Below are 25039 nucleotides of genomic sequence, written 5' to 3'. Positions count from 1 at the left end.
GGTCAGCGTGCGCGCTGGGACTCCAGAGCCGCCAGATCGGTGATGACCCCGGACGGCTGCGCCGTGATCCCCGGGGGCGGCCGCCGGTCTCTCAGTGGGCTCTGGAGATCCACGATCTCGTCGTCCTGGGGCTCGCCCACCGTGCGCTCGAGCGTTGTCACATCGATCTCGATTCGCTGTCCTGGACAGTTCATCGACATCACCTCCTTCCCGCGAATCCGTAGGAAGACCTCGGCCTCGGGTGGAGACACGCAGTTCTCCAGGATCACGCGCCCGCTCGGGCGATCGGGCTGGTCATCGATATCCACGTAGCGTCCGCGCCCCTCCCTGGAGAGAAAGCACGAGTCCTCGATCAGGATCGTCTCCGCGCCCCGGATCGCCATGATGGGGTTGCCGTTCAGCGTATGGTCGAAGAGGCAGTTGTCGATGACGACGAACTCGTTCGCGTAGGTCACGGGCTCGCCTTTCTTCTGCTCCTTGGCGTGCTGGAACTGATGCACCATGAGACCACCAGGGGACCGCATGGCCTGGGGATGATCTGGCTGGACCGTTTGCCCGCCGCTCGTTCGCGTGAAATCCCAGGCGTGCACCGAGGTGCAGTTGCGAAGGATGATCGTCGACGGGAACTCGTGCGTGCCGTAGTCGAAGAACGTCCACGTGAAGCCCGACCGGCTCGCGTGCTGCCCGCAGTCGGCGGCGTGGTTGTTCTCGAGGATCAGGAGCGGCTTGCCGCGGAACGGCAGGTTGTCCGCCTTGTACTGCTCGTAGCTCTGGTCGCGATACGCAATCTGAATCGCCTGCCCGCCGAGGTGGTGGAACGTGTTGCCCTGGTAGAGCCCGTGCCCCGAGAGGTTGTCGTAGATGCCGTGCTCCAGCGGGATGTCGGCGAAGTCGCAGTCGACCACCGTCGAGTCCCCGAGGTTGTAGCGACGAAGCCCCCACTTCATGCCGCCGTGGTCCGGAACGTTCGTGTCCGGGTGAACGAGCAGGCGTGCGAGATCGATGTGGCCCGACTTCGAGAGCGACGCGGCCCCTGGCCCCTGGAAGTTCCCCTGGCCGCGGGCGACGTTGATCCCCCACTGCCACTTGGCGCGGATGTCGAAGTCCGCCATGTCGGGAGCCGCCCCGGGTGGAAACGTGAACGTCTCCTGGCGCACCGTCTTCGGAGGGCCCGCGTCGTGCTTCGAACGCAGGAGCTTGAAGTACATGGCCTTGTTCTCGTCCGCGGTTCGAGTCGCGGCAGCGTGCTTGTCGCGCTCGATCGGGATGGCCTTGACCTGCGTATCGTCACCTTCATCCCCCCGCCTGCGCGCGCCCGAGCGGGGCTGAGTCTCCGCCTCACGGGACGCGCCACCGTCCAGTTCGCGCGTACGCTCGACCTCACGTTCCTCGGCGGCGCGCAGGATCGAGCCCGGGACCTGACCCAGCTGGGGAGCTTCACCGCTCGCGGCGGGGTTGAGCTGGAGCGCCGACTTCCTTGCCCCGTCAGCCCTTCGTCGAGCCTCGATCGCCTTCGCCCGGGCCTCGCGGGCAGCGAGCGTTGCCTCCTTCGCCAGGGCCTCCAAACGCGTCGCGACGGCCTCCAGATCCGTGGCCGAAGCCTCGGCTTCCTGCGCGGCGCGTTCCTGGACGCTACCCGCGGACACGACGCGTGCTGGACGCGCTTGCGTCGCCGGGGCCGTGGGAGCGGTTGCGCCCGCGGCCGAGCCAGCGAGACAGAGGGACGCGATCAGCGGATTCCAGAGGTAGCGCATGCTCGTGATGATACGCCATCCGGGCGAGGCAGCGAGCCGCAGGCGCGCCGGGAAACGCGCTCCGAACGTCAGGCCGACCCACCGTAAGGCACACTGGTAGCCATGATCGTCATGCTCACCCGTATCGTCGGCGTCCTCGGCGTCGTGACCGCTTCCACGCCTGCCCTCTTATCGCAGGAGTCGACTCCCCCGGAACCGAAGGTCGAGATCAGGAGCTTCGCCCCCGTGGCATCGTCCACCCTGGAGCTCGATCGCCACTGGCCGCCGCGCCTGGCGCAGTATGTCCCCGAGGGCCAAACCTACGATCCAGAGTTTCCGAAGCCCGAGGACATCCTCGGCTGGCCCGTCGGCACCTGGCACGTCCGGCACGACCAGCTCGTCGACTGGTTCGAGACCTGCGCCGAGGCGTCCCCACGAATGACGCTCCAGCGCTACGGGCGAACCCACGAAGCGCGGCCTCTGCTCCTCAGCATCGTCACCTCACCCGCGAATCATGCGCGGCTGGAGGAGATCCGCGCCGCCCACGTCGAGGCCGTCCGCACCGGCGCCGACAGCCACGATGGCCCGTCCATCGTGTGGATGGGCTACGGCGTCCACGGCAACGAGTCCAGCGCGAGCAACGCCAGCCTGCTGCTCGCCTACCACCTCGCCGCCGCCACCGGCCCCGAGATCGAGGCCTTCCTGGAGAAGACCGTCGTCCTGATCGATCCCTGCATCAATCCGGACGGCGGCGCACGCTTCGCCCACTGGGCCAACATGCACCGCGGGACGAACCTCTCCGTTGAACCGGCCCACCGCGACCACGACGAGGAGTGGCCGGGCGGTCGGACCAACCACTACTGGTTCGACCTGAACCGCGACTGGCTCTTGCTCACCCATCCGGAGTCCCGCGGCCGCATCCGCCAGTTCCAGCGCTGGCTACCGACCGTGCTGACCGACTACCACGAGATGGGCAGCGGCTCGAGCTACTTCTTCCAGCCCGGGATCCCGAGCCGGCGCAACCCGATGACGCCCGAGAGCAACCATGCGCTCACGGCGGAGATCGCCACCTATCACGCGCGTGCGCTCGACGCGATGGGTTCGGAGTACTTCACCGAGGAGCGCTTCGACGACTTCTACTACGGCAAGGGCTCGACCTATCCGGACATCCACGGCGCCATCGGCATCCTGTTCGAGCAGGCGAGTTCGCGAGGTCACGTGGTCAAGACCGATCGGGGCGAGCTCTCGTTCCCGTTCACCATCAAGAACCAGTTCACCACCTCGCTCTCCACCCTGAGGGCCGTAGGAGAGATGGCGGATCGCCTCGGCGCACACCAACGAGCGTTCTATCGAGACGCGCTGGCCGACGCAGCGAGCGCTGAGATCGGCGGCTGGGTCTTCGGCGACGAGCACGATTCCGCGCGCGCCCTCGAAATGGCGAAGCGCCTCCGTTGGCACGGGATCGAGGTCCACGCCCTGCGCGGCCCGTTCCAGCTCCCCGCCGGCACCACCTTCCCAGGCGGATACGCGTTCACCGTGCCCGCAGACCAGCCGCAGTACCGGCTGATCCGCGCTCTCTTCGACACGCGCACGAGCTGGGACGACAACACGTTCTACGACGTTTCGGCGTGGGCGTTCCCGCTGAGCTTCGACGTGGCGCTCACGCCCGTGGCCCGCGGCGACTGGTCGTCGTTGAAGCCGGGCCTCCCGCTCGATGCCGTCACGCTTCTCGAAGACGTCCCGCTTCCAGCGGCGAATACGGTGGCGTACGCTTTCGAGCCCTATGGAGCCGATTCGGGACGGGCGCTCCATCACCTTCAAAAGGCAGGCTTGCGCGCCAGGGTCGCAACGAAACCGTTTCGCGCCGACGTCGACCGCTCGTCGCGCGCGTTCCCGATCGGCAGCATCGTGGTGCCGGTCGGCGCCCAGGGTCTCAGCGCGGCCCGCGTTCACGAGGCCGTCATGGAAGTCCAGCGCGCGGGCTGGGCCACGCCGTGGCCTCTGTCCTCTGGCCTGACCCCCGACGGCCCCGACCTCGGGAGCGGCAGCTTCGCCGCGCTGGAGACGCCGAATCTCGCCCTCGTCGTCGGCGGGCGCGTCTCTTCCTACGAGGCGGGCGAGATGTGGCATGAGCTCGACACGCGCGTGGGTATGGCCGTCACCCTGCTCGAAGCTGCCGATGGAGTGCGCGCTTCGACGCTGGAGCCCTTCACTCATCTGATCCTCGTGAATGGAGCCACCTCCGCGTGGGATGACGGCGACCAGGCCAGCGTGGCGAGCTGGGTGCGCGGCGGTGGCGTGCTCATCGCGACCAAAGGGTCGGCCGTCTGGGCCGCGAGGGAGCTGCTCCGCAAGGCCGACCCGATGGCCGTCGAGCCATCGAAGGGCACGGAAAAGCCGCCCGGCCCGCTCGCCCCGATCCCTTACGGAGACTACGAAGCTCTACGCGCCGAACAGCGCATCGCAGGAACGATCTTCGAGGCCCATATCGACCGCACGCATCCCCTCGGCTACGGCTTCACCCGGGATCAGGTCCCGGTGTTCCGCAACTTCGAGGAAACGCTCCCCGAAGGCAACGATCCGTTCAGCGCGCCGCTGCGATACACGGACGAACCTCTCCTCTCGGGCTTCGCGAGCGCGTCCAGCGTCGAGCGCATCGCCTCCACGCCCGCCATCCGCGCCGAGCGCGTCGGCTCTGGCACCGTGATCGCGATGATCGACGACCCGGTGTTCCGGGGTGTCTGGTACGGCACGCGCAGGCTGCTCCTGAACGCGATCTTCTTCGGCCAGGCGATCGAGCGAAGAGGTCCGATCGAAGACCGAACGGAAGAGGACGAGGCCGCGTACGACCACGGCCACGCCCTCGGCCGGTAGCTTCGGGTTTTCTGCAGCCTCTGTCGGCCTGAAGCACCTGAGCTCACTTTCCTGGTCGTAGGGGTAGGAGACCAGTATCCCGCCGCCCAAGGCCCCAGCCCCGAGGCCCAAGGCCCGGTCAGTCACGATCGCCGAGCCCCTGCAGACCCACGGATTCTGCTGAAGAGCCATCGATTCAGCGGCTCTGCACAAGTGGCCTGCCGCGCCGTGGCCACGACTCCAGCGCCAGGCCAAGCTTCGCAAGCTCGACCTCCATGCGCTGGAGGTCCCAGACCATGGCTCGGCCGTCCGTCGATCCTGCCACCAGGAGCGACGCGCCTGGGACGAAGAGAAGCGACTGGAGGGGCACTCCGTCGCTCCACAGTCGCGCCGCGATCTTGAAAGTGCGAGCGTCACGCAGCTCGATCGTGTCACGATCGACCACCGCCGCCATCCAACGGCGCCCTGCATCGGCGGCGATATGCCCGGCGGAACGGAACGACCGCCGATTCGAATAGCGCTCCTCGAAGAGCGGTTGTCCCTCCTGGTCCCAGACCTGCAGCGCGCCCGGAGTTGTCGCCAGCACGCGATCTCCGCTGGCGTCGAAGACGACGCGGACCTGGCCGCAATCGGCGAGTCTGTCGAACAGAACCTCACCGGTATCGGTATTCCACCCGCGAACGCCGCGGCCACGCCACGCGCCCGAGACGAGCCTGAACCCGTCCGGTGAGAGGCTCAGTCCAGCGACCCGCCCCGGTGCTTCGAGCGTCCGCAGCAGGCGAGGGAGGCCGCGGTCGATATCGTAGACCTCGACCCTTTCCTGGGGACGCACGACAGCGAGCCGACGTCCGTCCCACGACACCGCCAGGTCCCCCGTTTCGCCCACGATGATCTGCTCGCACTCTGGCGACCCACCGGACAGCGCGGCACGTACGTCGATGCGCTGGACGCCCGCACCGTTGCTCATATAGAGAAACGCCCCGTTCCCGGACGCCGCCATGGACGAGACCTCCCGCGTATCCGCGATGTGGAGGAGGAGCGTACCTGCGCTCACGTTCCAGAAGCGCACTCCGTCGACAGCGCCGGTGGCAACCCATGTTCCGTCGGCGGAGCAAGCCAGGCCTCGCGGGGACTTGCCCTCGTGTCCACCGAGCGTGACGAGCAATGGGGATGGCGAGATGGAATGACGCGTGAGGCGGCCACCCAGAGCCGTGACGAGCACGCCCCTGGTTCCGTCGCTGCCTGTCAAGAGCTGGCCCGGCCACTCGAGCAACGGCTGCCCCGTCATGGTGTCCCAGGTGCGGGTCATGCCGTCCCACGCGGAGGTCGCCGCGCGGCCTGCGTCCAGGAATTCCACGGTAGCCACCTCCGCGGCATGTCCCAGGCACCGGCTCACCAGCCGCCCCGACGCCAGGCCGAAGATCTGTGCTTCCGCAGCGTAGTAGCCGACAACGATCCGTTCACCCGCCGGATCGATATCGATGGTAGAGGTGGGATGGGAAAGGTCCTCAACGATTCGCCTCGTCGTTCCGGACAGAAGATCGATACCGAGGAGACTTCGCCCCTCTCCCGTCGCGGCATAGAGGGTCTTCCCATCCGGCCCGAACTGGATATCGGAGAGGGACGTCACCTCCAGCTCCATCACTGTTTGGAGTGTCTCGCAGGAAACCACCTCGAGCCTGGAATCCTCGAACAGCAGTGCGATGGATCGACCCGTGGGATCGAAGGCGAATCGAATGGAGGTTCCACCCTCTTCCCAGGTTCGCCTCGCCTGACCTGTGTCGAGGTCGACCAGCGAGATCTTAGGACCGTCCTGGATGAACTCCCCCTGCGACCGAGCCAGCATCCACCCCCCGTCAGGCGACAGTCGTGCATACCGGACTCGCCCGTGGGGGGCGACGAAGACGGACTGCGTCTCTCCGCTTGAGAGGTCGACGACGCGACAGGGGCCGTTCTGATTCGCAAGAACCACGAATTGCCCATCACCGCTGACGCAGAGAGCCACATCTGCCTCAGGTTCGAAGACAAATTCAGCCGTCACCACAAGGTCAGGCCGCGCCAGCACCCGGATAGCTTCGTCGCGCAATGCAGCGCTGGGCGCGATGGCAGCTGCCTCTGCGAGATTCACCAGCGCATTCTCACGGCGCCCCGGCGAATCGCTGGTTCTAGTCGCCTTCGATTGAGCCAGAAGCGCGCTTCGGAGGCGCGTCCTCGCCACTTCCTCTGCGAACTGCGCGCGATCCAGTCGCCGACGGAGTTCGATGCTCACGAGGGGCGCCAAGATCGCGATGCACAGCACGAGCAGCGCCAACGCGGCTGCCAGCGTGTAGGCAAAGGGCTGGCGACGCCAATTCGACTGCAGGCGTTCGATCGGCGACTGTATCCGGACGGAGACGGGGTGGTGCGACAGCCAGCAGCCAAGGTCCTCTGCCAGCGCGCCAGCCGACGCGTAGCGATTCGCAGGATCCTTCTGAAGGCACTTTCGGACGATGGCTTCGAGGTCGGCAGCGCGGCCCCGGAACAGTGCAGAGTGAGCGCGTGCCATCATGGGCGTGCTTTCCTCTCTGGCCCTGCGCAGCGAGTCCGTGACGCTGCTCCCCCGGAAGGGAGGGCTCCCCTCCAGCAGCTCGAAGAGGACGCACCCCAGCCCCCACACATCGGTAGCCGTCGTCGGCTCACCCAGATCCATCGCCTGCTCCGGAGCCATGTAGGCTGGCGTTCCAGCAACGGCGAGTCGAGACGTCTCCGCCCGGGCACCCAGCTTTGCGGCGATTCCAAAGTCAGCCACGACAGGCAAGGAGGAATGGCTGAGCAGGATATTGGACGGCTTGATGTCCCGGTGAAGAATGCCCCGCTGGTGCGCGTGATGTACGGCCCGCGCCACCTTCTCGACCAGACCGGCAGCGGCCTCGGGGAGCGAGAATTCCGCCATCCGACTGGCGAGACTTCCGCCCTCGATGAGCTTCATCGAGAAGAAGTGTCGCCCATCGACCTCATCGACGTCGTAGACGGGGACGATGCCTGGATGATCGAGGCGTGCCACCGCCTCCGCTTCGCGCCGGAAACGAGTGACCTCGGCGGCCGAGGCGAAGCGCCCTGCACCCGGCACTTTCAGGGCAACCTCGCGATCCAGACCTTCCTGTCGGGCGCGAAAGACGCGTCCGTCGGATCCGCTGTCGAGCTCGGCGAGAAGCTCGTAGTTCCCGAGAACCTCACCCACGCTAAGTCCGTCCTCGGGTTGCGGCGGGCCCGAAAACCAGCCAGCGATCGCGTCGGCTTTCGAATGCCCGTCGAGGAGTTGCTCGACGGCACCGCCCAGCTCCTGATCTCCCGCCGTCGCCCTCGCGATGAACTCCCCGCGCCGCTCCGGCGGTTTTTCGAGCGCGTCCAGAAAGATCTCCTTCGCGCGCGAGCGCAGCCTCCTGTCCAGCATGGGGAACCCAGTGTAGCCGCCTTGGACCGTGACCCGTGAAGGTCGCGGCAGCTCGTCCGAAAGAATCCCTTCCGGAACCGGACAGGAAAACAGAGAAACACGGCAGGCTCTTCCAGCGGAATGCGCGGAACCTGCCGGAGCCCGCCAAACCTGCGGGCATCCCGAGCAGCGCCCCCCACGATCCACGCTCGCCGTATACCGGTATTCCCAGCAGCGATCCCATGCATGACCTTCCCACCACCACCCGCCCCGGGCATCCAATGATCTGGCGCCGCGCTGGAATGATGGCCTATGGTTTCCTCGTCTATGGATTGTCTGTGGCCGTACTCGCCTACACGATCGGCTTCGTGCTCGATCTGGTCGTACCTCGTTCGGTTTCGAGGGGGCCCGTCCGGCCAGTCACAAACGCCATCCTCGGCAACCTCGCGCTACTCTCGCTCTTCGGACTCCAGCACAGCGTGATGGCACGTCCCGCCTTCAAGCGCTTCCTCTGCCGCTTCGTTCCCCCTCCCGTCGAGCGCTCTACCTACTGCCTCGCCACCTGCGCGGCCCTCATCGGGCTCTTTCTGTTCTGGTCTCCGATCGAGGGTAGCCTTTGGACGGTCACCACCCCTTGGTTGGCCCTCGCGCTTCAGGTGCTGGCGCTGTCGGGCTTCGGCCTTCTCCTCGTCGCCTCGTTCCAGCTCAACCACTTCGAGCTCTTCGGTCTGCTCCAGCCCTGGCGCGCGATCAAGGGCCGCGAGTTGTCGCCGCCGGAGTTCAAGATGCCCGCTCTCTATGCTCATGTCCGCCACCCGATCTATCTCGGAATGCTCATAGGCATGTGGTCCACGCCGAACATGACCTACGGGCACCTGTTGTTCGCCGGGGTAGCCTCGGCTTATATCGTCGTGGGTAGCACCCTGGAGGAAATGGACCTGGCCTCTTCCCTCGGTGCGCCCTACGTCGGCTATCAGCGCCGAGTCAGCCGCCTCGTCCCCGTTCGCAGCTTACTTCGCCGCTTCTCGGTGGACGCAAGTGCCAGCGAGAAGCAGCCCCAGTAATCGTCTGATGCCTGGCTCCAGCGATGACATCACCCGCATCCTCAAAGCGGGCCCTGACGGAAGGCGTGATGTCCTCCCGCTCGTCTACGAGGAACTCCGTGCCATCGCGCGGCGGCGAATGCGGCTCGAGCGAGCGAATCACACGCTCCAGGCGACCGCGCTGGTGCACGAGGCGTACGGCAAGCTCCTCAACGACGATCTTCCCTCCTGGGAGGATCGCCGAGAGTTCTACGCGGCTGCGGCCCGTGCCATGCAGCGGGTGCTCATCGATCACGCCCGCAAGCATCAGAGCGAGAAGCGCGGCGGCCGTCATCTCCAGGTGACGCTCGGCGTACCCGAGGCGCCCGTGCCGATGGACTCGGACCGGATCGTCGCGCTCGGTGACGCACTCGCGACTCTGGCCAGGGAGGACGATCGTGCGGCCGAAGTGGCACGACTCCGATTCCTGGTGGGGCTCACGGTCGAGGAGACCGCAAGGACGATGGGCATGAGTGAGAGAAACGTGGCCCGGGAATGGAGCTTCGCACGCGCACGCCTGACCTCCCTCATTCACGAGCAGGGCGCCTGAGCTCCGGCCTCGTAGGGAGTCGCGTGAAACACCTCGAAGAGATCGCCGTACCCTTCCAACGCATACGCGAGGTCGAGCGCGCCGCGCTCCTCCGGAGTCGGCAACGCAAAGCACGCTTCGAGCGCCTCGACGAGACGGCGCTTGGCCGGGGTTTCGTCGTCGAGGGCCGCGCGTGCCTCGAGGAGCGCCTGAAAAGCGACCTCGCACGCCGCCGCCTCGGGCGCAGGGCTATTGTAGTTCGGCCCGAGCGCATAGGCCTTACCCCGGTACGCCATCGCACAGCCGGGGTCGGCCGTGGCCGCGCGATCAAAGCAGGCCACCGCTTACTCGTGGTTGAACCCGAACGAAAGCGCCAGCCGACGGTCGAACCAGAGCTCCGCTTCCGGCGACGACGTCGTGACCTTCCGATGAACCACGCCGATGTCGTAGAAGACACACTCACCAGGCCCCATCGAACGACCTGGAACCGACCCCAGCCGCGTCGCGGGATCGGTATCCGAAGGGCCACCGCAACCCGCGACTGCGACGACGAGGGCCGCCAGCGCGACGACGCGGACTGCCGGAGAGAGAGTGGACGACAGGACCGGTCGATCGGGGTACTTCATCGGGCGGACCATCGTTCCAGGGGTCCTACTGCATCGAGGCGATCCAGCACGTCAGGAGATTCACGGCCTGCCGGTCCACCACGTTGCTGCCGATCGTCGGCATCCGGCCCGCGCCCAGGGTTTCGACCCGGTGCAGAAGCAGCGAGGAGGCGGGAGAACCAGGTGCCACGACCTTCGCGTCTTTCACGCCGAGGCTTCCCTGGGTGGGCGCGGCGCCGATCATCCCGGTGTTCGCCAGCTCGGTCCCGAAGCGCAAGTCGATGTTGGCGTTGCCGGGGCCATTGGGACGGTGGCACATGGCGCAGTTGACGTCCAGGTACACGCGAGCGCGCTCTTCGAGCGAGCCCTCGTCACCGTAGGGAGCGCAGTAGCGCGTCGCACCCGCCGCATCGAACGACTCCGCTCCAGCGACGTGACCCGCCGCGATCCAGCGGGCGATCTGGTTGTCCTCGGCCTCGCCGCGGTTGAGCTGGGCGGTGGCGAGCCCGAGCACGTAGCCGGCTTCGGCCACGTGGCAGCTCGCGCACTCCGACGAGGAGGGCGCATGCCAGGACGTGACGCCCGCGCTCGTGTACCGCTCGAACTGCCGGCCGGCGGGCCGCAGCTCCGCCTCCGTGCCCCTCCCGTTCCAGACGTAGGTCGCGGCCTCCCAGCCGCTCTCCGTCCGCTTGATCACGCGGGTCTCCAGCGGCCGCGCCGACTTGCGGCGCCCCGCTGGCGGGTCATCGAACGTCTTCACGATTCGAGCGCCCACCGGGACGTCCCAGCTGCCGTCCTCGCGGTAGCCGAGCTGAGCCCCTTCGGGCAGCTCGATAAACCGCGCCTTCTCCGCTCCGTCCGACCAGAACGGGGCGTTCACCTCGTACGGGATCAGATGGCTCGACAGAACCCGGGGCTGCATCGACGAGTACAGCCCCGCCTCGGACAGCAGCGCTGGCCAGTCCTCCAGGGACTTTTCGGCCTCGTCGCTGCCCACAACCTGATAGAGACCGCCGTCGAAGCTCGTGACGTAAAGCTCGCCCGCGTCGTCCTCACCGAACGAGGAGATGCTGCGGCCCGTGCGACGAACCAGAGCCGTCTCGAACCCGCCGTCTTCGGTCCGGGTCGTCGCCCAGAGGTTCCCCGAGACGTAGTCCGCGAAGAAGTACGCGCCGCGAAGCTCCGGAAACTTCGTCCCGCGATAGACGTAGCCGCCCGTGATCGAGAGCCCCTCGGAATGCGGGTAGCTGGCGATCGGCGCGATGTGCTCGCCCGCGACGAGCTTGGTCTCCTTGGCGAAGTCATCGTTCGCCTCGTACCGGTTCCAGCCGTAGTTGCCGCCGCGCACGATGATGTCGACCTCTTCGATCTTGTTCTGCCCGACGTCGCCGGCGAAGAGTTCGCCCGTGGCGAGGTCGAAGGAGAAGCGCCAGACGTTGCGCAGGCCGATCGCCCAGATTTCCGGGCGCGCGCCCTCCACCTCGACGAACGGGTTGTCCGCAGGGATGCCGTAGGCGAGTCCGTCGCTCTGGCTGTCGACGTCGATACGGATGATCGACCCGAGGATCGAGGTGAGCTTCTGCCCGTTCCCCTCGGGATCGTTGGCAGCGCCGCCGTCCCCGAACGAAGCATAGAGCATGCCGTCGGGACCAAAGGCGATGTCGCCGCCGTTGTGGTTGCGGTAGGGCTGACGCTGCATCAGCAGCGTCTCTTCCGAACTCTCGTCGGCCCGGCGCGGATTCTCGGGATCCACCCGGAAGCGGGAGATCACGTTCCGGGCCACGCCCTTGTCGTCCGCGTCACGCGTCGACGAGAAGTGCACGAAGAACTCGCCGTTGGTCGCGTAGTCCGGATGGAAGGCGAGCCCCAGCAGCCCCTCCTCGTTTCCCGCGCGGCTGACGTGCTCGGAGATGTCGAGGAAGACCTCGGCCTCGCGCGCCTCGTCTCGCCCGTCGAAGACGCGGATCACTCCGGATTGCTCGACCACGAAGAGCCGCCCGCTGCGGTCCCCAGCGCCGGTCAGGAAGACCGGACGTTCGAAGCGGAGCGAGGGCTGGAAGCGGCGGAGGTCGACGCCTGAATCGAGTTCAGGGCCCGAAGCCGGAAATCCGGAACCCGGAAAGCCCGAGCAGGACCCGGCAGCCACGCCCGAGCAAAGAACGAGGGCGGCGGCGTGGTAGAAGCTGAGATGACGCATGACCTCGCATTCTACGCGCGCCGCCGCCCGGATGGCTGTGTGTGCAGCCGCTACTTGATGAGGCCCTTCTGGCGGTACTTCGTCCGGTACTTCTCGGCCAGCGCGGTCTGCTTGTCGCTCAGCACGGAGTCCCGACCCTGGATGAAGGCCCGCTCGATCTTCGTCGTCAGTTCCATCGGATCACCGTCTGCGACGAAGAGCGTCGCGTCCTTCCCGACGTCCAGCGAACCCACGCGGTCTGCGATGCCGAGGAACTCGGCGGCAGAGAGCGTGATCGAGCGCAGGGCCGCCTCGGGCGCAAGGCCGTAGGGCACGGCGGCCGCCGCCTCGTAGGGCAGGTTCCGCAGGTTGGAGCTATCGCGGTCGGAGCTGGTCATGCACCAGCGAACGCCCGCCTCCTCCAGCTGCCCCGGAAGCTCGAACGTACTGGCGTAGGAGAGGTCCCGGCGCTGCGGCATCTTGAAGGTGCCGGTCACGGCCACCATCACGTCGTCGCGCTTGAGCAGATCCACGTACGTCAGGGCATCGCCGCCGGCCACGATCACGGGCCGAACGCCGCGGCCCTTGGCCCACGTCAGAGCGGACTCCGCCTGCGCGCGCGTCGACAGCGAGAGGTAGACGGGCTTGTCACCCTTCAGAATCGGGGCCATCGCCTCGTAGCGCAGATCGGTCTTGATGGTCGAGTCCGCTGCCTTCGCGGCCAGGTAGGCCTCGGCCGCCGCGAAGAGACCTTCGATCTTCTCGATCTCCTCGTCCGCGTTGCCGCCTCCGCCGCCGAAGCGCCGGAAGCGCCTCGGCGCTTCGCCGATGAACGGCCACGACACCGCGAGGCCGGCGTGGCGGTCGATCGCCATCTCCTCCCAGGTCCACCCGTCCATCATCATCGCCGACACCCGCCCCGGGACGCGTCCGCCCTGGGGAAAGACGCCCGCGACGAGCACGCCGTTGCGGCGCGCCACCGGGATGTGCCAGGAGTCCGGGTTCACCGCCACGGCGGCGTAGACCTCGGGGTTCAGGGACCCCGCTTCCGACGTATCGATCGTCATGTCCACGGCCCCGATCTCGGTCAAACCGATCGTGCTCGTCGCCGCGACAAAGCCGGGGAACACGTGCTTGCCCTTGCCGTCGATCACCTCGGCACCGTCGGCACTCAAAGACGCGCCGATCGCGCTGATCTTGCCGCCTTCGAGGAGCAAGTCACCCTTCTCGATCACGTCGCCGCTCACCGTGTGCAGCGTCGCGCCACGGATGAGGATCGGAGCCGTCTGGGGAGCGCCCTTGGGCACGAGGTCCTGGGCGACGGCCGCCGAAGCCGTCCCGAACGCGAGCGCTGCGGCCAGCGATGCAGTCAGTGCTGCGGTTCCATTCTTGAGGAGTGTCTTCATGATCAGCGGTTCCTCGCTGCGCGGGCAGCGGCTTCTTCAAACAGGACATCGAAGCAGCCGCATACGCCGGGCCGCGCCAGGGACGGATCCACACCGGAGCGCCAGAGCGCTTCCATCTGATCGCGAAGCTCGTCCAGCTCCATGCTGGACGCATCCAGAGCGACCGGGCCCTTGCCCCGGCCGCGACCACCGCCTTTCGCACCGGACCCGAGGCCCTCTTCGAGGATCTTCTGGATGATCCGCTGGCGCTCGGCCTCGGCGTCCTTGCGGAGCATCCGGTCCTCCTCGGCGCTGAAGAGCTCCGCGCCGTCGACCCACGTGGAAACGCAGCGCGACGCGTAGCTCAGGGGATCCCCGGACCAGATCGCGAGGTCCGCGTCCTTGCCCGCCTCGAGCGAGCCGGTGAGGTCCCCGAGACCCAGCTGGATCGCGGGGTTCAGCGTCACGAGCTTGAGCGCCTCCGCGCGCGACATGCCGCCGTACTTCATCGCCTTCGCGGCCTCGGTGTTGAGGCGGCGCGCGTGCTCATCGCTGTCCGAGTTGATCGAGACGTTGACGCCCACCGAGGCCATGATGGCCGCGTTGTGCGGGATCGCGTCGATCACCTCGAACTTGTAGGCCCACCAGTCGGAGAAGGTCGACGCCCCCACCGCGGACTCCGCGATGGCGTCGGCGACCTTGTAACCCTCGAGCACGTGCTGGAAGGTTCCGATCTTGAAGCCGAACTCCTGGGCCAGTCGACCGAGCATCAGGATCTCGTCCTGGCGGTAGCTGTGGCTGTGGATCCAGCGCTCACCGGCCACGATCTCCCCGAGAGCCTGGAGCTCCAGGTTCACCTGCGGCGGCATCGTGCTGCGGCGCTCGTAGCCCGAGAGCCTCTCGTAGCGCTCCCACTCCTCGCGGTACTCCTTGCCCGCCACGAGGCGGTCGCGGATCAGCGCCTCGACGCCCATCCGGGTCGTCGGGTACTCGTCGGGCTGGTCGGTGCCAGCGGCCACGCGCTTCGGGTTCTCACCCAGCGCGAACTTGATGCCGGGCATCGCGCCCTCGGCGATCATCTGATCCGGGTAGTCGACGCCCCAGCGGAGCTTGACGACCGAGTTCTGTCCACCGATGGCGTTGGCCGATCCGTGCAGCTGGTTGGCCGCCGTGAGGCCGCCCGCGAGCTGACGGTAGAAGTTCATGTCATCCGGGTCGATGACGTCGGCCACGCGCACCTCGGAGGTGACCCTGCGGCCGACCTCGTTGACGCCCCCGCTGATGCCGGTGTGGCTGTGGCAGTCGATCAGGCCCGGGGTGATGTGAAGGCCCGTGGCGTCGAACTCCTCGGCGCCCTCGATCTTCGGCGCGAACTCGGCGGGGCCGACGTAGCGGATCTTGCCGTCCTCGATGACGACGACCGCGCCCTCGACGATGCCCGCGTCGGCGGAGGTCCAGACCGTGGCGCCCTTGAAGATCACGGTGCGTGCTTCCGGCATTCCGTGGCGACCATAGGCACCGAAGGGCACCGGCAGCTTGCGAAGTGCCTCGGTGGTCGTCGCGGCGGCGGAGGACTTTTCACCTTCCCCGTCGGAGTTCGCGTCGGCTTCCTCGTCGGCTTCGTTCTCTTCGTCGCCTTCCCCGGCAGTTTCCTCGTCAGCTTCCTCGGCGTCCACCTCTGGAGCGCCGCCTTCCGGGTTCGCCGCCTCGGCGTCCCCCTCGACTTCTTCGGATGAATCAGCCTCGTCGGCGGCCTTCGCACCGCGGCCTTCCTTTCCACCCTTCTTCTCCACCGCGGGCGCGTCGCCAGTGCGCTTCGCCGTCCAGAACTGCGAGGTCCCGTCCGGGTTCGCCAGCGTTCCGTGGATGCTCTCGCCCTCGAAGAGACCCGAGCCGCTGAAGATGCCCGTCAGGCCCTCCTCGATGTCCTTGCCCACGAGGTGAAAGTGCACGTGGAAGGGACCGAAGTTCACCTTCTTGGCCTCGATGATGCGCTCGCCGACCCGGAACTCCAGCGTCTTGCGATCGCGAACGATCACCTCACCCGTGACGCCATCGAGCGAACCGAAGCTCGGGATCTCGAAGGCGTAGGTTCCGTCCAGGCTCGGCGGCGTGGCCTTGTTCACCGCGAAGCGCTTTCCGCCGACCCAGACGTCGCGGATCTTGCCGTCCTTCGCAAAGGGCTGCCCTTCGCGCACGACGAGATGCGCCAGCATCCCAGGGGCGACGCGGCCGAGGCGGTCGTCGACGCCCAGGAGCTTCGCGGGAGTGATCGTGAGGGCACGGAGCGCTTCCTCCTCCGTGAAGCCGCGCTCCATCGCCTTGCGCACCGCGCCAGGGAACTCACTCCGCTTCTCCAGGCCCTCGCTCGTGAGCGCCACGGTCACGCCCGCCTTCGCGAGACGCGCCAGGTTGCTCGGAGCCTCTTCCCAGCCCCAGAGATCGCGCAGGCTCTGGGCCGCGGCCTTCTCGGGCGTCGAGACGTCGGGCGCCTCCGGGAACGCCACCGGAACGACCATCGGGAGCCCGAGGCTCGCGACGGCGTCGAGGCGCCGGAACTCCGTGCCCGTGCCCTTCACGATCATCGAACGGCCCAGTTCGCTGGCGAGCTTCGCCGCGCGAAGCGTCTGCAGCTCACCTCGGCTGACGAACATCATCGCCCTGTCGGAGCCTGCCTCGGCGATCGCCTGGAGCGCTCCGCTCGGCTGCGGCGGCTCGTGGCCGTTCGACTGAAGCGCATCCACCGCCAGGCTCTGCTGGTAGCGGTCCGCATCCGCGAACGCCTGGCGCAGGAGCGCGATGGCCCCCATCTCGGAGGTCGGGTAGCTGAGCACGCCGTCGCTGCCCCAGCCAGCGGTCCGGAAGGAGATCGACTGGTAGGCGTTGCCCTCCAGAACCTCGCTGCTGGCCGCCTCGAAGTCCGACTCCTCCGAGCCGACGGCGACCACGGCCGCGGTACCGCCCAGGATCGCCCCCTCGGGAGCCAAAGCGGCCGCCGTGAAGCCGACCGAGCGCAGGTCCTTGGCCGCGCTGCCGTCGAGGCGCCCGCCGTCCAGCGCGGACCGCTGGGGCACGACGAGGTCCGTCTGCCAGTAGCCGCCCTGGGCCGTGGCCTCCGGCCTCGGCGCTTCGACGCCCACGTAGGACTCGATGAACCCGGCGTGGATGATGAGATCCGAGCAGTCCCAGATGCGCGCACCCTCGGGCGCCTCGCCCGCGGACACGACGGACTCGATGACGCCGTCGCGGATCACGATGGTGGCGTTCTCGATCACGCGGCCGGGCTCGGGGATCACCGTGCCGCCGACCAGCGCGTGCCAGCGCGGGTCGACCTTGCGGGGACCACGGAGAGGCGCATCCTGGGAAGCGGGCGAAGGGGCGCTGGCGTACGCGACGCCGAGCGCGGCCACGCAGAGCGCAGCGGGGACGAAAAGAGACCTGGTCATGGAGTACCGACGTGGGGTCCTGTGAAGAGGAGAGCGTTGCGGCCGTAGGATCGCATCCCGAAGCCGCTGGACTTCCCACGTCGTCATCCTCTTACGAAGACTGCACTCAAATGCTGTCTCATTGAGGTAAAGCGTTCCCGATGACCGGACGCCTGCGTCTGCTTGGCGTCAGCGCTGCCTGCCGCGCCGGTCGCGGTTCTGCGCCGCAGGGGTGTCCGGGACCTTCTCGAAGTCCGGCTTCTCCAGCAGCATGGGATCGATTTCCCGCAGTCGATCGAGGCCCGCTTGCAGACGGTCAACCGTCTCCTGGTCGCCGTTCTCCTGGAGCTTCGGCAGCACCAGGGACGCCGTCGTCACGCCCGAAGCGTTGAGGCCATCGAGCGCGTTCGCCGCCGCAGGCTTGCGCTCGAACGAGGCGAGCAGGAGCTCGGCCGCGAGCTTCGGCTGGCCCTGGTCGAGCTGTACGCGAGCCATCCCCGCCAGCGCCATCGCCGCGTAGTGGTCCGCGCTGTCCTTCGTCGATTCGCTGCGAAGCACCGAAGCCTCGAAGTGCGCGAGCGCCGCACCGTAGGCGGCGAGAGCCTCGTCGGGCTGGGAACGGCGCCTGCGGAACTCGCCGCCGACGAGCGCCGCGAACCCCGCGTACCAGGCGTCGCTGGCCGTGGCTCCCGGGGCGTCGGCCCGCTGGGCATAGACCTCAAGGAGCCCATCCACGCCGCGCGTGTAGAGCAGTCGCTCGCGGAACCGACCGTGCAAACCCCAGCTGGCGGGGAATCGGCGCAGCCCGCGCTCCAGTGCATCGAAAGCGCGTCGGCGCGCCCCCATCCGGATCAGGAAGTCGTGGTGCTTCGTGGCGTGCTCGTCGGTGCCGAGGGGGTGCTGACTCAGGAGGTCGAAGGCCGTGTTCACCTCGGCCATCGCATCCGCCGGCCAGTCGCCGCCGGCGCGCGCGGCCTCTCGGATCTGCGCGACGCCGTCGTCCGTGAACAGCGACAGGACGGCCATGCCGAGCCAGCCCGTGGCGGACTCGGAGGCAGCGCTTTCCGGGTCGTCGCTCAAGGACCTGTAGGCGGCGCGGATGGGCTCCTGCCACGCCTCGGTCTCGCCGCTGTAGAACGCAACCAGGCCCAGGACGGCGCGGGTTCTCCAGGAGGCGCCTGTCGCGGCTTCAGCTGCCTCGGCGGCCTCCTTGGCCTCCAGGAAGCGCAGCTCCGTGAAGCGGCGAGCGCGGGCGCTCCCCGCCATCCCAGGTGCGGCTTCGGGATCGACCGCGAGGGCCAGCATCGACTCCGCGCGGATGGTCTCCGCCTCGGCGAGTTCCGCGGGCGTCGGCGGGGCGGCGGCCGCACCGGCGTCCCCCGGACGTCCCGCGCTCGCCACCTCCAGCGCTCGATCGAGCCGCGCTTCAAGCTCATAGCGCTCCACCACCGCCTCGCTCGCCGAGGTCTTGCCGAGCTTCTCCGCGAGCTTCTGGACCTGCTCCTGCATCGGGCCTGCTTCCAGACCGCGCAGCGTCACGCTCAGGGATTTGGCTCGCGCATAGGTCGGCGCCATCGCCTCGAGTGCTCCGAGCAGAAGTTCACGATCGGACGGAGGCATCGGCACCGCGAGGGCCTCGGCGATCAGATCGATGGCGGCCTCCGAGCGCTGCTCCGCGAGGATCGCACGGGCCTGGGACGCGAGTTCGACGTCGAGGCCGAAGAGCGCCATGCGCAGGAGCTCGATCGGCGCGCCGGCGCCCAGTTTCGCGGAAAGATCGAGGAGCCGCTGACGCTCCTGTCGCTTCGCCACCCGGAACTTCTCCTCGATGATCCGGCGATGGAGTACGTCGCGGCTCGCCACGAGTTCCTCCTCGGAGCGATCGCGGCCAGCATCGGGGTTCCGCGTGTCGGGCCGGTTCTTGATCCCCTCGTCGAGGGCCTCGAACACCGACTTCACGTCCAGTGCGTAGAAAACGTCATACATCTCCGTGCCGTCCAGCTCGACGCCGATGTGCCGCGGCGAGACGCGGGTCTGGTCCAGGAACATGCCGTAGACGATCGGCTCCATCGCGATGTGTTCACCGCAGGTCACGCTGCCAAAACGCGGGCACAGGACACGCTCGCCGTTCTCGTCGTAGTCCCGCGGATTATGGCGGTAGACCGAGGCGATCACGTTCACGTAGGGCTCGTGGAACTTCGCCATCTCGGAGTCGCGGTAGCGGATCCCGGCGTAGTGCTCGCTCGCGATCTCGCCGTCCATGTTGACGCAGACGAGGATCGGCTTGCCGGTCTCCTTGGACACGGCGCGCGCGTCCTCCCAGGTTCGCTGGAAGGTGATCTGGACGGGCTTGGCCCAGTCCTCTGCGGTCGGGGCGGGCCACATGGCCGCGCGGGGATCCGCGCCCGTGACCTGGCTACCCTGCGCGGGCGCCTGGCTACCCTGCGCGGGCGCCGCCGGAGGCGACTGAGGGAAGAAGGGAGCGATGAGGACCGGGACGAAGGAAAGCAGCATGCGTGGGTAATGGAGATCAGGGCCTTAGGAGGCGATCTTAGCTGTCCCATGAGATACGGTCTCACCCATTCCATGGCACGGCTCAGCACATTCTCATCGTTCTTACTCAGCGCCCTCGTCAGCGTCGTGTGGGCGGGACCGGGTTCGTCGTTCCCGGATGTCGCGGTGAACTGGAGGCTCCCCGAGCGAGCGCCGTACGCGGGTGAGGCCATCCCTGTGACCCTGGAGATCACGCTCCCGGCGGCCTGGGAGAGCGGGAACCTGCTCCAGCTCTACCCGAAGCCCCTGGATCTCCCCCTTCAGGTCGGCGGATTCGACGCTCTCGCGTCCGGGCGTTTCTTGGCGGTGCCGGAGTTCGAGGGAGCGCCCGACCCGGCGAGCCGCACGGTCGTGGTCGACGGAGAGGTCGATCACGCGCAGGGGCCGCTGCTCACCGAGGGGCCCTCGGGCAGGCTCGCCACCTACACCATTCGCCACTGGTTCCGCGCTCCGCGGTCGGGCGTGATCGAGCTGCCGGCTCCGACCGCCCACTACGCCGTCGCGACCGAGTTCCGCGAGGACTTCGTACAGGGCCGCGTTCCCGTGGATCGAAGAACCGCAGACGCCGTCGGTTCGAGCGCCGAGCTTCAGATCCTGGAGCTTCCCGAAGAAGGACGACCCTTCGAGTTCGCGGGCGCCGTCGGCCGCTTCGAGCTGAAGGCCACCACCCCGGCTCCCACGGCCAGCGCCGGAGAGACGGTCGACCTCCGGGTCACCGTCCGCTCACTCGGACGATCTCCTGCCCATGACGTCGATCCGAGATCGATCAAGCTCGCGAGCAGCGACGCCTTCACGGAGCAGGGCCGAACGGTCGATGCCGACGATTCCAACGGTGCGCAGGTCGTGACGATCTCACTCCTCGCGAGGTCTCCGTCCGTCGACGCGCTGCCAACGGCTTCGCTCGCGTACTTCGACCCTTCCGGGGAGCCGCCGGGGTACGCGCTGGCCATGGCTGCCCCGCCGACGCTGCGGGTCGTCCAGGGGAGCGCTCCCCCCTCCGACGAGACCGCTGCGATGGCCGACGGATCCGATGTCCTTGACCCCGAGCCCCGGTCGATCCCCTACTGGACGATCGGCGTTCTCTCCCTGGTGTTCGCCCTCGCCGTTGCGTCGGTGATTCGTCGGCATCTCGCGTTCGGCGAGGCCCGCGCCGACGCTTCCTCCCGCGACGCCTGACACGGAGTCACCTTCCTGTGGGAATCCTAGAGCAAGCGGAACGCAGCCCCGTCACCACGATCCTGTGCGTGGGATCCATCGCCACCTTCATCGCCCAGGAGACGGGTCGTAGCGTTCAGCACCTGATCCTCACTCCGCTCGACGCGCTGACGGAGCCGTGGCGCTACCTCACGACCGTCTTCCCCCATGGGGGGATCCTGCACCTTGCGTTCAACGTCTTCTGGATCTGGCAGCTGGGGCGGGCGATCGAGTCTCGCATCGGCCCGGCGTGGACGGCGGGCCTGACGATCGTCTCGGCCCTCGCCGCGAGCGGAACGGAGGTCCTGATGCTCAACAACGCCATCGGACTCTCCGGGGTGGTGTACGCCTTTGCGATGTTCGCGTGGGCACGCGGCCGACACGACCCGAAGTTCAGGGGCGTCATCGATCGCTCGACCCTCAACCTGCTCATCGGCTGGTTCTTCCTCTGCATCATCGCGACGGAGGCCGGAGTGATGCGGATCGCCAACGGCGCTCACGCGGGTGGGGCCGCCATGGGTTTCCTTCTGGGTCTGCGTCGCGCCTGGTTGGCTCCTCTGCTCCTGGTGGGCCTCGGTACCGCGATCTTCTTCCGTCTTGGAGACGGGACCAGGGTGGCCCCTGCGGCGATCCTTCAGATCCGTGCGCTCGCAGCCCTCGAGGAAGGCCGCTACCTCGACGCGGCCGACCTCTACGAGCAGCTGTTCTCCATGGGAGGGCGCAGCGCGGGATCGCTCAACAACTACGGGCTCGCGCTCTACCACATGGGACGCGATCAGGAGAGCACGGATGCGTTGCTGGAGGCCTACGAGATGGAGCCTCAGATCATCCAGTCGGTGGAGCTGCGCGAGTGGCTGCTGAGCGAGCGCGCCCGGCGAGACGCCGGCCGAGATGCCAGCCGCGACGCCAGCGGAAACGCCAGCCGAGACGCCCAGCGCTGACCGGTCCGTGAGCGATGCCAGCAAGGGGACCGGCTCGAAGAGGGCAATGGTCGAGGATACGGCGGAAGCCCGGGAAGCGGCCCTCCGCGAAGCGCTGGAGCTGCAGCGCGGACGGCCCGCCTGGCAGCGCGCGCTGTGGGCCGCTGGCGGCATCAGCTTCGTCGTCGTGGGCGCCGTCGGCATCGTGGTGCCCGGCCTTCCGACGACCCCGATGCTGCTCCTGGCGGCCGCGTGCTTCGCGCGTAGCTCCCCGCGCCTCTACGAATGGCTCCTGCGGAACAAGACCTTCGGGCCGCTGATCGACGACTACCGCGCGGGCCGAGGCGTCTCCATGGGCGTGAAGGTGACCGCCATCTCGATGATGACGGTATTCGTCGCGTTCGCCCTGCTGGTGCCGCTGCGCGCGAAGCCCCTACCCGCGGTCATGGTGCTCTGCCTCGCGCTCTTCGGCGCGTACTACGTCGCGCGCCTGCCGACCCGTCGACGCCAATGAGATCAGAGCTTCTGCAGTTCGTGCGTCGAGCCGTGCTCGGGCAGGATGCAGTGGTGGCCGCGCTCGTTCTGGAGACGCTTCGCGAAGACCTCGCGGGCGTCGTCCTCGCCATGAACGATGAAGGTCTGCTTCGGAGCGGGTAGATCCTTGACCCACCGCAGGAGCTCGTTCGCATCGGCGTGCGCGGAAAGGCCCGTCAGCTGCGCCGTCTCCGCTCGGTTCTCGATCTCCTGACCGTGGATGCGGATCGTCTTTTCGCCGTTCTGGAGCCTGCGCCCGCGGGTCCCCGCGGCCTGGTAGCCACCGAGTACGACGAGGTTGTTCTCGTCCGGCAGGCAGCGCTTCAGATGGTGCAGGATCCGGCCGCCGGTCATCATCCCGCTGCTCGCGATGATGACGCGCGGTCCCGTGAGATCGTTGAGCCTGCGCGATTCGTCGGCGGACCGATGCAGGTAGACGTTCTTGCCGAAGACCGGACTGCTTCCGGAGCGCATGTCGACGTTCTCCAGCCCGCTCTCCTCGGGATAGCGGCGATAGATCTTCGTGGCGTTGGCGGCCATCGGGCTGTCGAGGTGAATCGGAACGGTCATACCGATCTCATCCATCACCTTGTCGAGCAGATAGACCAGCTGCTGGGAGCGGCCGACCGCAAAGGCCGCGAAGAGGATCGTCGCGCCGCGGGGAATCCCCTTGCGCAGGATCTCTTCGAGCTGCTCTTCGATGCGGGACTCCGGGTGGCTGCGATCCCCGTAGGTCGACTCGATCACGAGCACGTCGCAGTCCTCGGGCTCCGTCGGATCGGGGACGAGCGGCGCGTCGTAGCGTCCGATATCACCGGAGAAGAGCACGCGAACCGGATCGCCGCCGTCCGCGCTGACGCGCGCCTCCACCATCGCCGAGCCGATGATGTGGCCAGCATGCCGATAGCGGACCTCGAAGCCCGGCGCGACGCGGAACCAGCGGTTGAAGGCGGCGGTGCGGAGCTGCTCGGCGGCCTCCTTGGCGTCCTCCACCGTGTAGAGCGGAAGCGCGGGATGGTGTCGGCTGAAACCCTTGCGATTGGCGTAGCGTGCGTCTTCTTGGCTGATGCGCGCGCTGTCCTCCAGCAGCATCTCCGTCAGGTCCGCCGTCGCAGGCGTGCAGTGAATCGGCCCGGAGAAGCCGTCGCGGCAAAGGGCAGGCAGGTAGCCAGTGTGATCGATGTGGGCGTGCGTGAGGACGACGGCGTCGATCTCACGGGGCGGAACGAGGAACGGCTCCCAGTTGCGCTGGCGGATCGACTTCTCCCCCTGGAAGAGCCCGCAGTCGATCAAAACGCGCGCGGCTCCCGTCTCCAGAAGGAAACGAGAGCCGGTGACGGTGCCAGCGGCACCCAGGAACCTGATTTTCGGCGACTTCATGCCGCCGAGGATAAGGGCCGGGCCGCCCGATGTGGCGCGAAGAGCCGGCGTCGCGTGAAGATCAGTTGAACAGGTTGCTGAGCTTCTCGAGCATCGGCTTCAGGACTTCCATGACCTTGGAGTCCGCGCCGAACTGGCTCTTGAGATTCTCGACGGCGCTCTTGAGGGAGTCCATGCCGGGGAGGCTGGCGCCCAGCTTGTCCTTCATGTTGCTGAGCATGTCGGCGGCGCCGCCGAAGGTCTCCTTGAACTTCTCGGCGGTGGCGACGTCCTTGATGCTGCCGAGCTTCTCGGTCATCGTCGAGGTGAGCTGACCGGCCTTCTCCTTGATCGCATCCATCGAGAGCGAGCTGAGGTCCATGTTCTTGAGGTCTCCCATCATGTCGCCGGCCTTGTCCATCGCGCCCTTGGCGGCGGCGGTGGCGCTGTCGCCGGCCTTCGAGGCGGCGTCGACGGCTCCGTCACAGGAGGCGAACATCGGAAGGGCGAGAGCGAGGGAGAGGAAGAGTTTCGTGTTCATCTGATTAGCAGGGTTACGGGCCAGCTCATTGCTCGCCTTTAGGCGGACGAGTGTAGGCACCATGCCGCAGAAGGGGTGGCCCGGAGCGAGACTACGTGGGGAGATTCTCAATGGAAGCTCATCTCCGCGAGCGCCTGCCTCAATACGACTTCCTTTGTGAACGGGATGACAGGTCGGGGTCTCTCTTCACGACTTCGACTTCGGGCGGAAGACGTGGATCACGTCAGGGTTCGCCTCTAGCCGCGCGGCTCCTGTCAGGTCCAGGCAGTAAGGAATGGCCGGGAAAACGGCGTCGAGGCACTGGCGGATCGCGCTCGGTTTGCCGGGCAGGTTCACGATCAGCGCCTTGCCGCGGATGCCTGCGGTCTGCCGCGACAGGATGGCCGTCGGAACGTACTGCAGGCTGACCTGTCGCATCAGCTCGCCGAAGCCGGGCATGGGCTTCTCCACCACCGCTTCCGTGGCTTCGGGGGTCACGTCGCGGGGCGCGGGCCCGGTGCCGCCGGTCGTGACGACGAGGTCGCAACCCTCCTCGTCGATGAGTTCCCTGAGCGTCGCTTCGATCGTCGCTTGATCGTCCGCGATGACGCGGGGTACGGCTTCCCAGGGGCTGGTCAGGTACTCCTCCATCGTGGCGCGAATGGCGGGACCTCCGAGGTCCTCGTACTCACCGCGGCTGGCGCGATCGGAGACGGTGACGATGCCGATTCTGGCGGGTGTGGTCATGGCTTGGGTCCG

17 protein-coding genes are annotated in these 25039 nt (G+C 67.5%); 6 read left to right on the top strand and 11 right to left on the bottom strand.

The window, feature by feature from the left end; genetic code table 11:
* Positions 1 to 2 precede the first annotated feature (2 nt).
* Positions 3 to 1754: a cell envelope integrity TolA family protein gene (locus tag Poly30_RS13260; RefSeq protein ID WP_145198045.1), complete on the bottom strand. Its 1752-nt coding sequence runs from the start codon at positions 1752 to 1754 to the stop codon at positions 3 to 5.
* Between the two features lie 111 nt (positions 1755 to 1865).
* Between Poly30_RS13260 and Poly30_RS13255 the strand changes: the two genes are divergently transcribed.
* Positions 1866 to 4607 carry a M14 family zinc carboxypeptidase gene (locus Poly30_RS13255; protein WP_419191339.1) on the top strand — a complete coding sequence of 914 codons (2742 nt, stop codon included), beginning with the start codon at positions 1866 to 1868 and terminating at the stop codon, positions 4605 to 4607.
* A 175-nt stretch (positions 4608 to 4782) separates the two neighbouring features.
* On the opposite strand, the gene Poly30_RS13250 is transcribed toward Poly30_RS13255, so the two are convergent.
* Positions 4783 to 8019, bottom strand: coding sequence for a WD40 repeat domain-containing serine/threonine protein kinase (locus Poly30_RS13250; protein WP_145198041.1), 3237 nt, complete (start codon positions 8017 to 8019; stop codon positions 4783 to 4785).
* Between the two features lie 221 nt (positions 8020 to 8240).
* Between Poly30_RS13250 and Poly30_RS13245 the strand changes: the two genes are divergently transcribed.
* The gene (locus Poly30_RS13245) at positions 8241 to 9062 is read left to right on the top strand and encodes a methyltransferase family protein (RefSeq protein WP_145198039.1); all 822 of its coding nucleotides are present in this window, start codon (positions 8241 to 8243) and stop codon (positions 9060 to 9062) included.
* Positions 9063 to 9069: 7 nt separating this feature from the next.
* Positions 9070 to 9630 carry an ECF-type sigma factor gene (locus Poly30_RS13240; protein WP_145198037.1) on the top strand — a complete coding sequence of 187 codons (561 nt, stop codon included), beginning with the start codon at positions 9070 to 9072 and terminating at the stop codon, positions 9628 to 9630.
* On the opposite strand, the gene Poly30_RS13235 is transcribed toward Poly30_RS13240, so the two are convergent.
* The 6 genes from Poly30_RS13235 to Poly30_RS13210 form a co-directional block, all read right to left on the bottom strand.
* Positions 9612 to 9950 carry a hypothetical protein gene (locus Poly30_RS13235; RefSeq protein WP_145198035.1) on the bottom strand — a complete coding sequence of 113 codons (339 nt, stop codon included), beginning with the start codon at positions 9948 to 9950 and terminating at the stop codon, positions 9612 to 9614. The genes Poly30_RS13240 and Poly30_RS13235 overlap by 19 nt on opposite strands.
* Positions 9951 to 9953: 3 nt before the next feature.
* Positions 9954 to 10235, bottom strand: a complete 282-nt coding sequence (locus Poly30_RS13230) for a hypothetical protein (protein WP_145198033.1) — start codon at positions 10233 to 10235, stop codon at positions 9954 to 9956.
* A 25-nt stretch (positions 10236 to 10260) separates the two neighbouring features.
* Positions 10261 to 12411, bottom strand: coding sequence for a PQQ-dependent sugar dehydrogenase (locus Poly30_RS13225; protein ID WP_145198031.1), 2151 nt, complete (start codon positions 12409 to 12411; stop codon positions 10261 to 10263).
* 50 nt (positions 12412 to 12461) lie between these two features.
* Positions 12462 to 13796 (bottom strand): amidohydrolase family protein, encoded by a 1335-nt coding sequence (locus Poly30_RS13220; protein WP_145198029.1) that lies wholly within the window; start codon positions 13794 to 13796, stop codon positions 12462 to 12464.
* 2 nt (positions 13797 to 13798) lie between these two features.
* Positions 13799 to 17221 carry an amidohydrolase family protein gene (locus tag Poly30_RS13215; protein WP_145198027.1) on the bottom strand — a complete coding sequence of 1141 codons (3423 nt, stop codon included), beginning with the start codon at positions 17219 to 17221 and terminating at the stop codon, positions 13799 to 13801.
* Positions 17222 to 17389: 168 nt separating this feature from the next.
* A complete protein-coding gene (locus tag Poly30_RS13210) occupies positions 17390 to 19714 on the bottom strand; it encodes a hypothetical protein (RefSeq protein WP_419191338.1) in 2325 nt (774 codons plus the stop codon).
* Between the two features lie 48 nt (positions 19715 to 19762).
* Between Poly30_RS13210 and Poly30_RS28445 the strand changes: the two genes are divergently transcribed.
* The 3 genes from Poly30_RS28445 to Poly30_RS13195 all read left to right on the top strand — a co-directional run bounded on the left by Poly30_RS28445 (position 19763) and on the right by Poly30_RS13195 (position 22381).
* Positions 19763 to 20929, top strand: a complete 1167-nt coding sequence (locus tag Poly30_RS28445; RefSeq protein ID WP_419191337.1) for a hypothetical protein — start codon at positions 19763 to 19765, stop codon at positions 20927 to 20929.
* 68 nt (positions 20930 to 20997) lie between these two features.
* A complete protein-coding gene (locus tag Poly30_RS13200; protein WP_419191336.1) occupies positions 20998 to 21888 on the top strand; it encodes a rhomboid family intramembrane serine protease in 891 nt (296 codons plus the stop codon).
* Positions 21889 to 21895: 7 nt separating this feature from the next.
* Positions 21896 to 22381 carry a YbaN family protein gene (locus Poly30_RS13195; protein WP_419191335.1) on the top strand — a complete coding sequence of 162 codons (486 nt, stop codon included), beginning with the start codon at positions 21896 to 21898 and terminating at the stop codon, positions 22379 to 22381.
* A 2-nt stretch (positions 22382 to 22383) separates the two neighbouring features.
* Here the strand turns inward: Poly30_RS13195 and Poly30_RS13190 are convergent, their stop codons facing one another.
* From Poly30_RS13190 to mog, 3 genes are all read right to left on the bottom strand, one after another.
* The gene (locus Poly30_RS13190; RefSeq protein WP_145198017.1) at positions 22384 to 23781 is read right to left on the bottom strand and encodes an MBL fold metallo-hydrolase RNA specificity domain-containing protein; all 1398 of its coding nucleotides are present in this window, start codon (positions 23779 to 23781) and stop codon (positions 22384 to 22386) included.
* A gap of 61 nt (positions 23782 to 23842) precedes the next feature.
* The gene (locus tag Poly30_RS13185) at positions 23843 to 24301 is read right to left on the bottom strand and encodes a hypothetical protein (protein ID WP_145198015.1); all 459 of its coding nucleotides are present in this window, start codon (positions 24299 to 24301) and stop codon (positions 23843 to 23845) included.
* A gap of 186 nt (positions 24302 to 24487) precedes the next feature.
* Positions 24488 to 25027 (bottom strand): molybdopterin adenylyltransferase, encoded by a 540-nt coding sequence (gene mog / locus Poly30_RS13180; protein WP_145198013.1) that lies wholly within the window; start codon positions 25025 to 25027, stop codon positions 24488 to 24490.
* Between the last annotated feature and the right edge of the window lie 12 nt (positions 25028 to 25039).

Source organism: Saltatorellus ferox (assembly GCA_007751475.1).
GTDB lineage: Bacteria > Planctomycetota > UBA1135 > UBA1135.
The sequence above is the reverse complement of the archived record's forward strand: the minus strand, read 5'-3'. Positions and strand labels throughout refer to the sequence as shown.

Coding starts and splice junctions, on each gene's coding strand:
- Poly30_RS13260 (WP_145198045.1), bottom strand. CDS start 1,754: ATGCGCTACCTCTGGAATCCGCTGATCGCGTCCCTCTGTCTCGCTGGC.
- Poly30_RS13255 (WP_419191339.1), top strand. CDS start 1,866: ATGCTCACCCGTATCGTCGGCGTCCTCGGCGTCGTGACCGCTTCCACG.
- Poly30_RS13250 (WP_145198041.1), bottom strand. CDS start 8,019: ATGCTGGACAGGAGGCTGCGCTCGCGCGCGAAGGAGATCTTTCTGGAC.
- Poly30_RS13245 (WP_145198039.1), top strand. CDS start 8,241: ATGCATGACCTTCCCACCACCACCCGCCCCGGGCATCCAATGATCTGG.
- Poly30_RS13240 (WP_145198037.1), top strand. CDS start 9,070: ATGCCTGGCTCCAGCGATGACATCACCCGCATCCTCAAAGCGGGCCCT.
- Poly30_RS13230 (WP_145198033.1), bottom strand. CDS start 10,235: ATGAAGTACCCCGATCGACCGGTCCTGTCGTCCACTCTCTCTCCGGCA.
- Poly30_RS13225 (WP_145198031.1), bottom strand. CDS start 12,411: ATGCGTCATCTCAGCTTCTACCACGCCGCCGCCCTCGTTCTTTGCTCG.
- Poly30_RS13220 (WP_145198029.1), bottom strand. CDS start 13,796: ATGAAGACACTCCTCAAGAATGGAACCGCAGCACTGACTGCATCGCTG.
- Poly30_RS13215 (WP_145198027.1), bottom strand. CDS start 17,221: ATGACCAGGTCTCTTTTCGTCCCCGCTGCGCTCTGCGTGGCCGCGCTC.
- Poly30_RS13210 (WP_419191338.1), bottom strand. CDS start 19,714: ATGCTGCTTTCCTTCGTCCCGGTCCTCATCGCTCCCTTCTTCCCTCAG.
- Poly30_RS28445 (WP_419191337.1), top strand. CDS start 19,763: ATGAGATACGGTCTCACCCATTCCATGGCACGGCTCAGCACATTCTCA.
- Poly30_RS13190 (WP_145198017.1), bottom strand. CDS start 23,781: ATGAAGTCGCCGAAAATCAGGTTCCTGGGTGCCGCTGGCACCGTCACC.
- Poly30_RS13185 (WP_145198015.1), bottom strand. CDS start 24,301: ATGAACACGAAACTCTTCCTCTCCCTCGCTCTCGCCCTTCCGATGTTC.
- mog (WP_145198013.1), bottom strand. CDS start 25,027: ATGACCACACCCGCCAGAATCGGCATCGTCACCGTCTCCGATCGCGCC.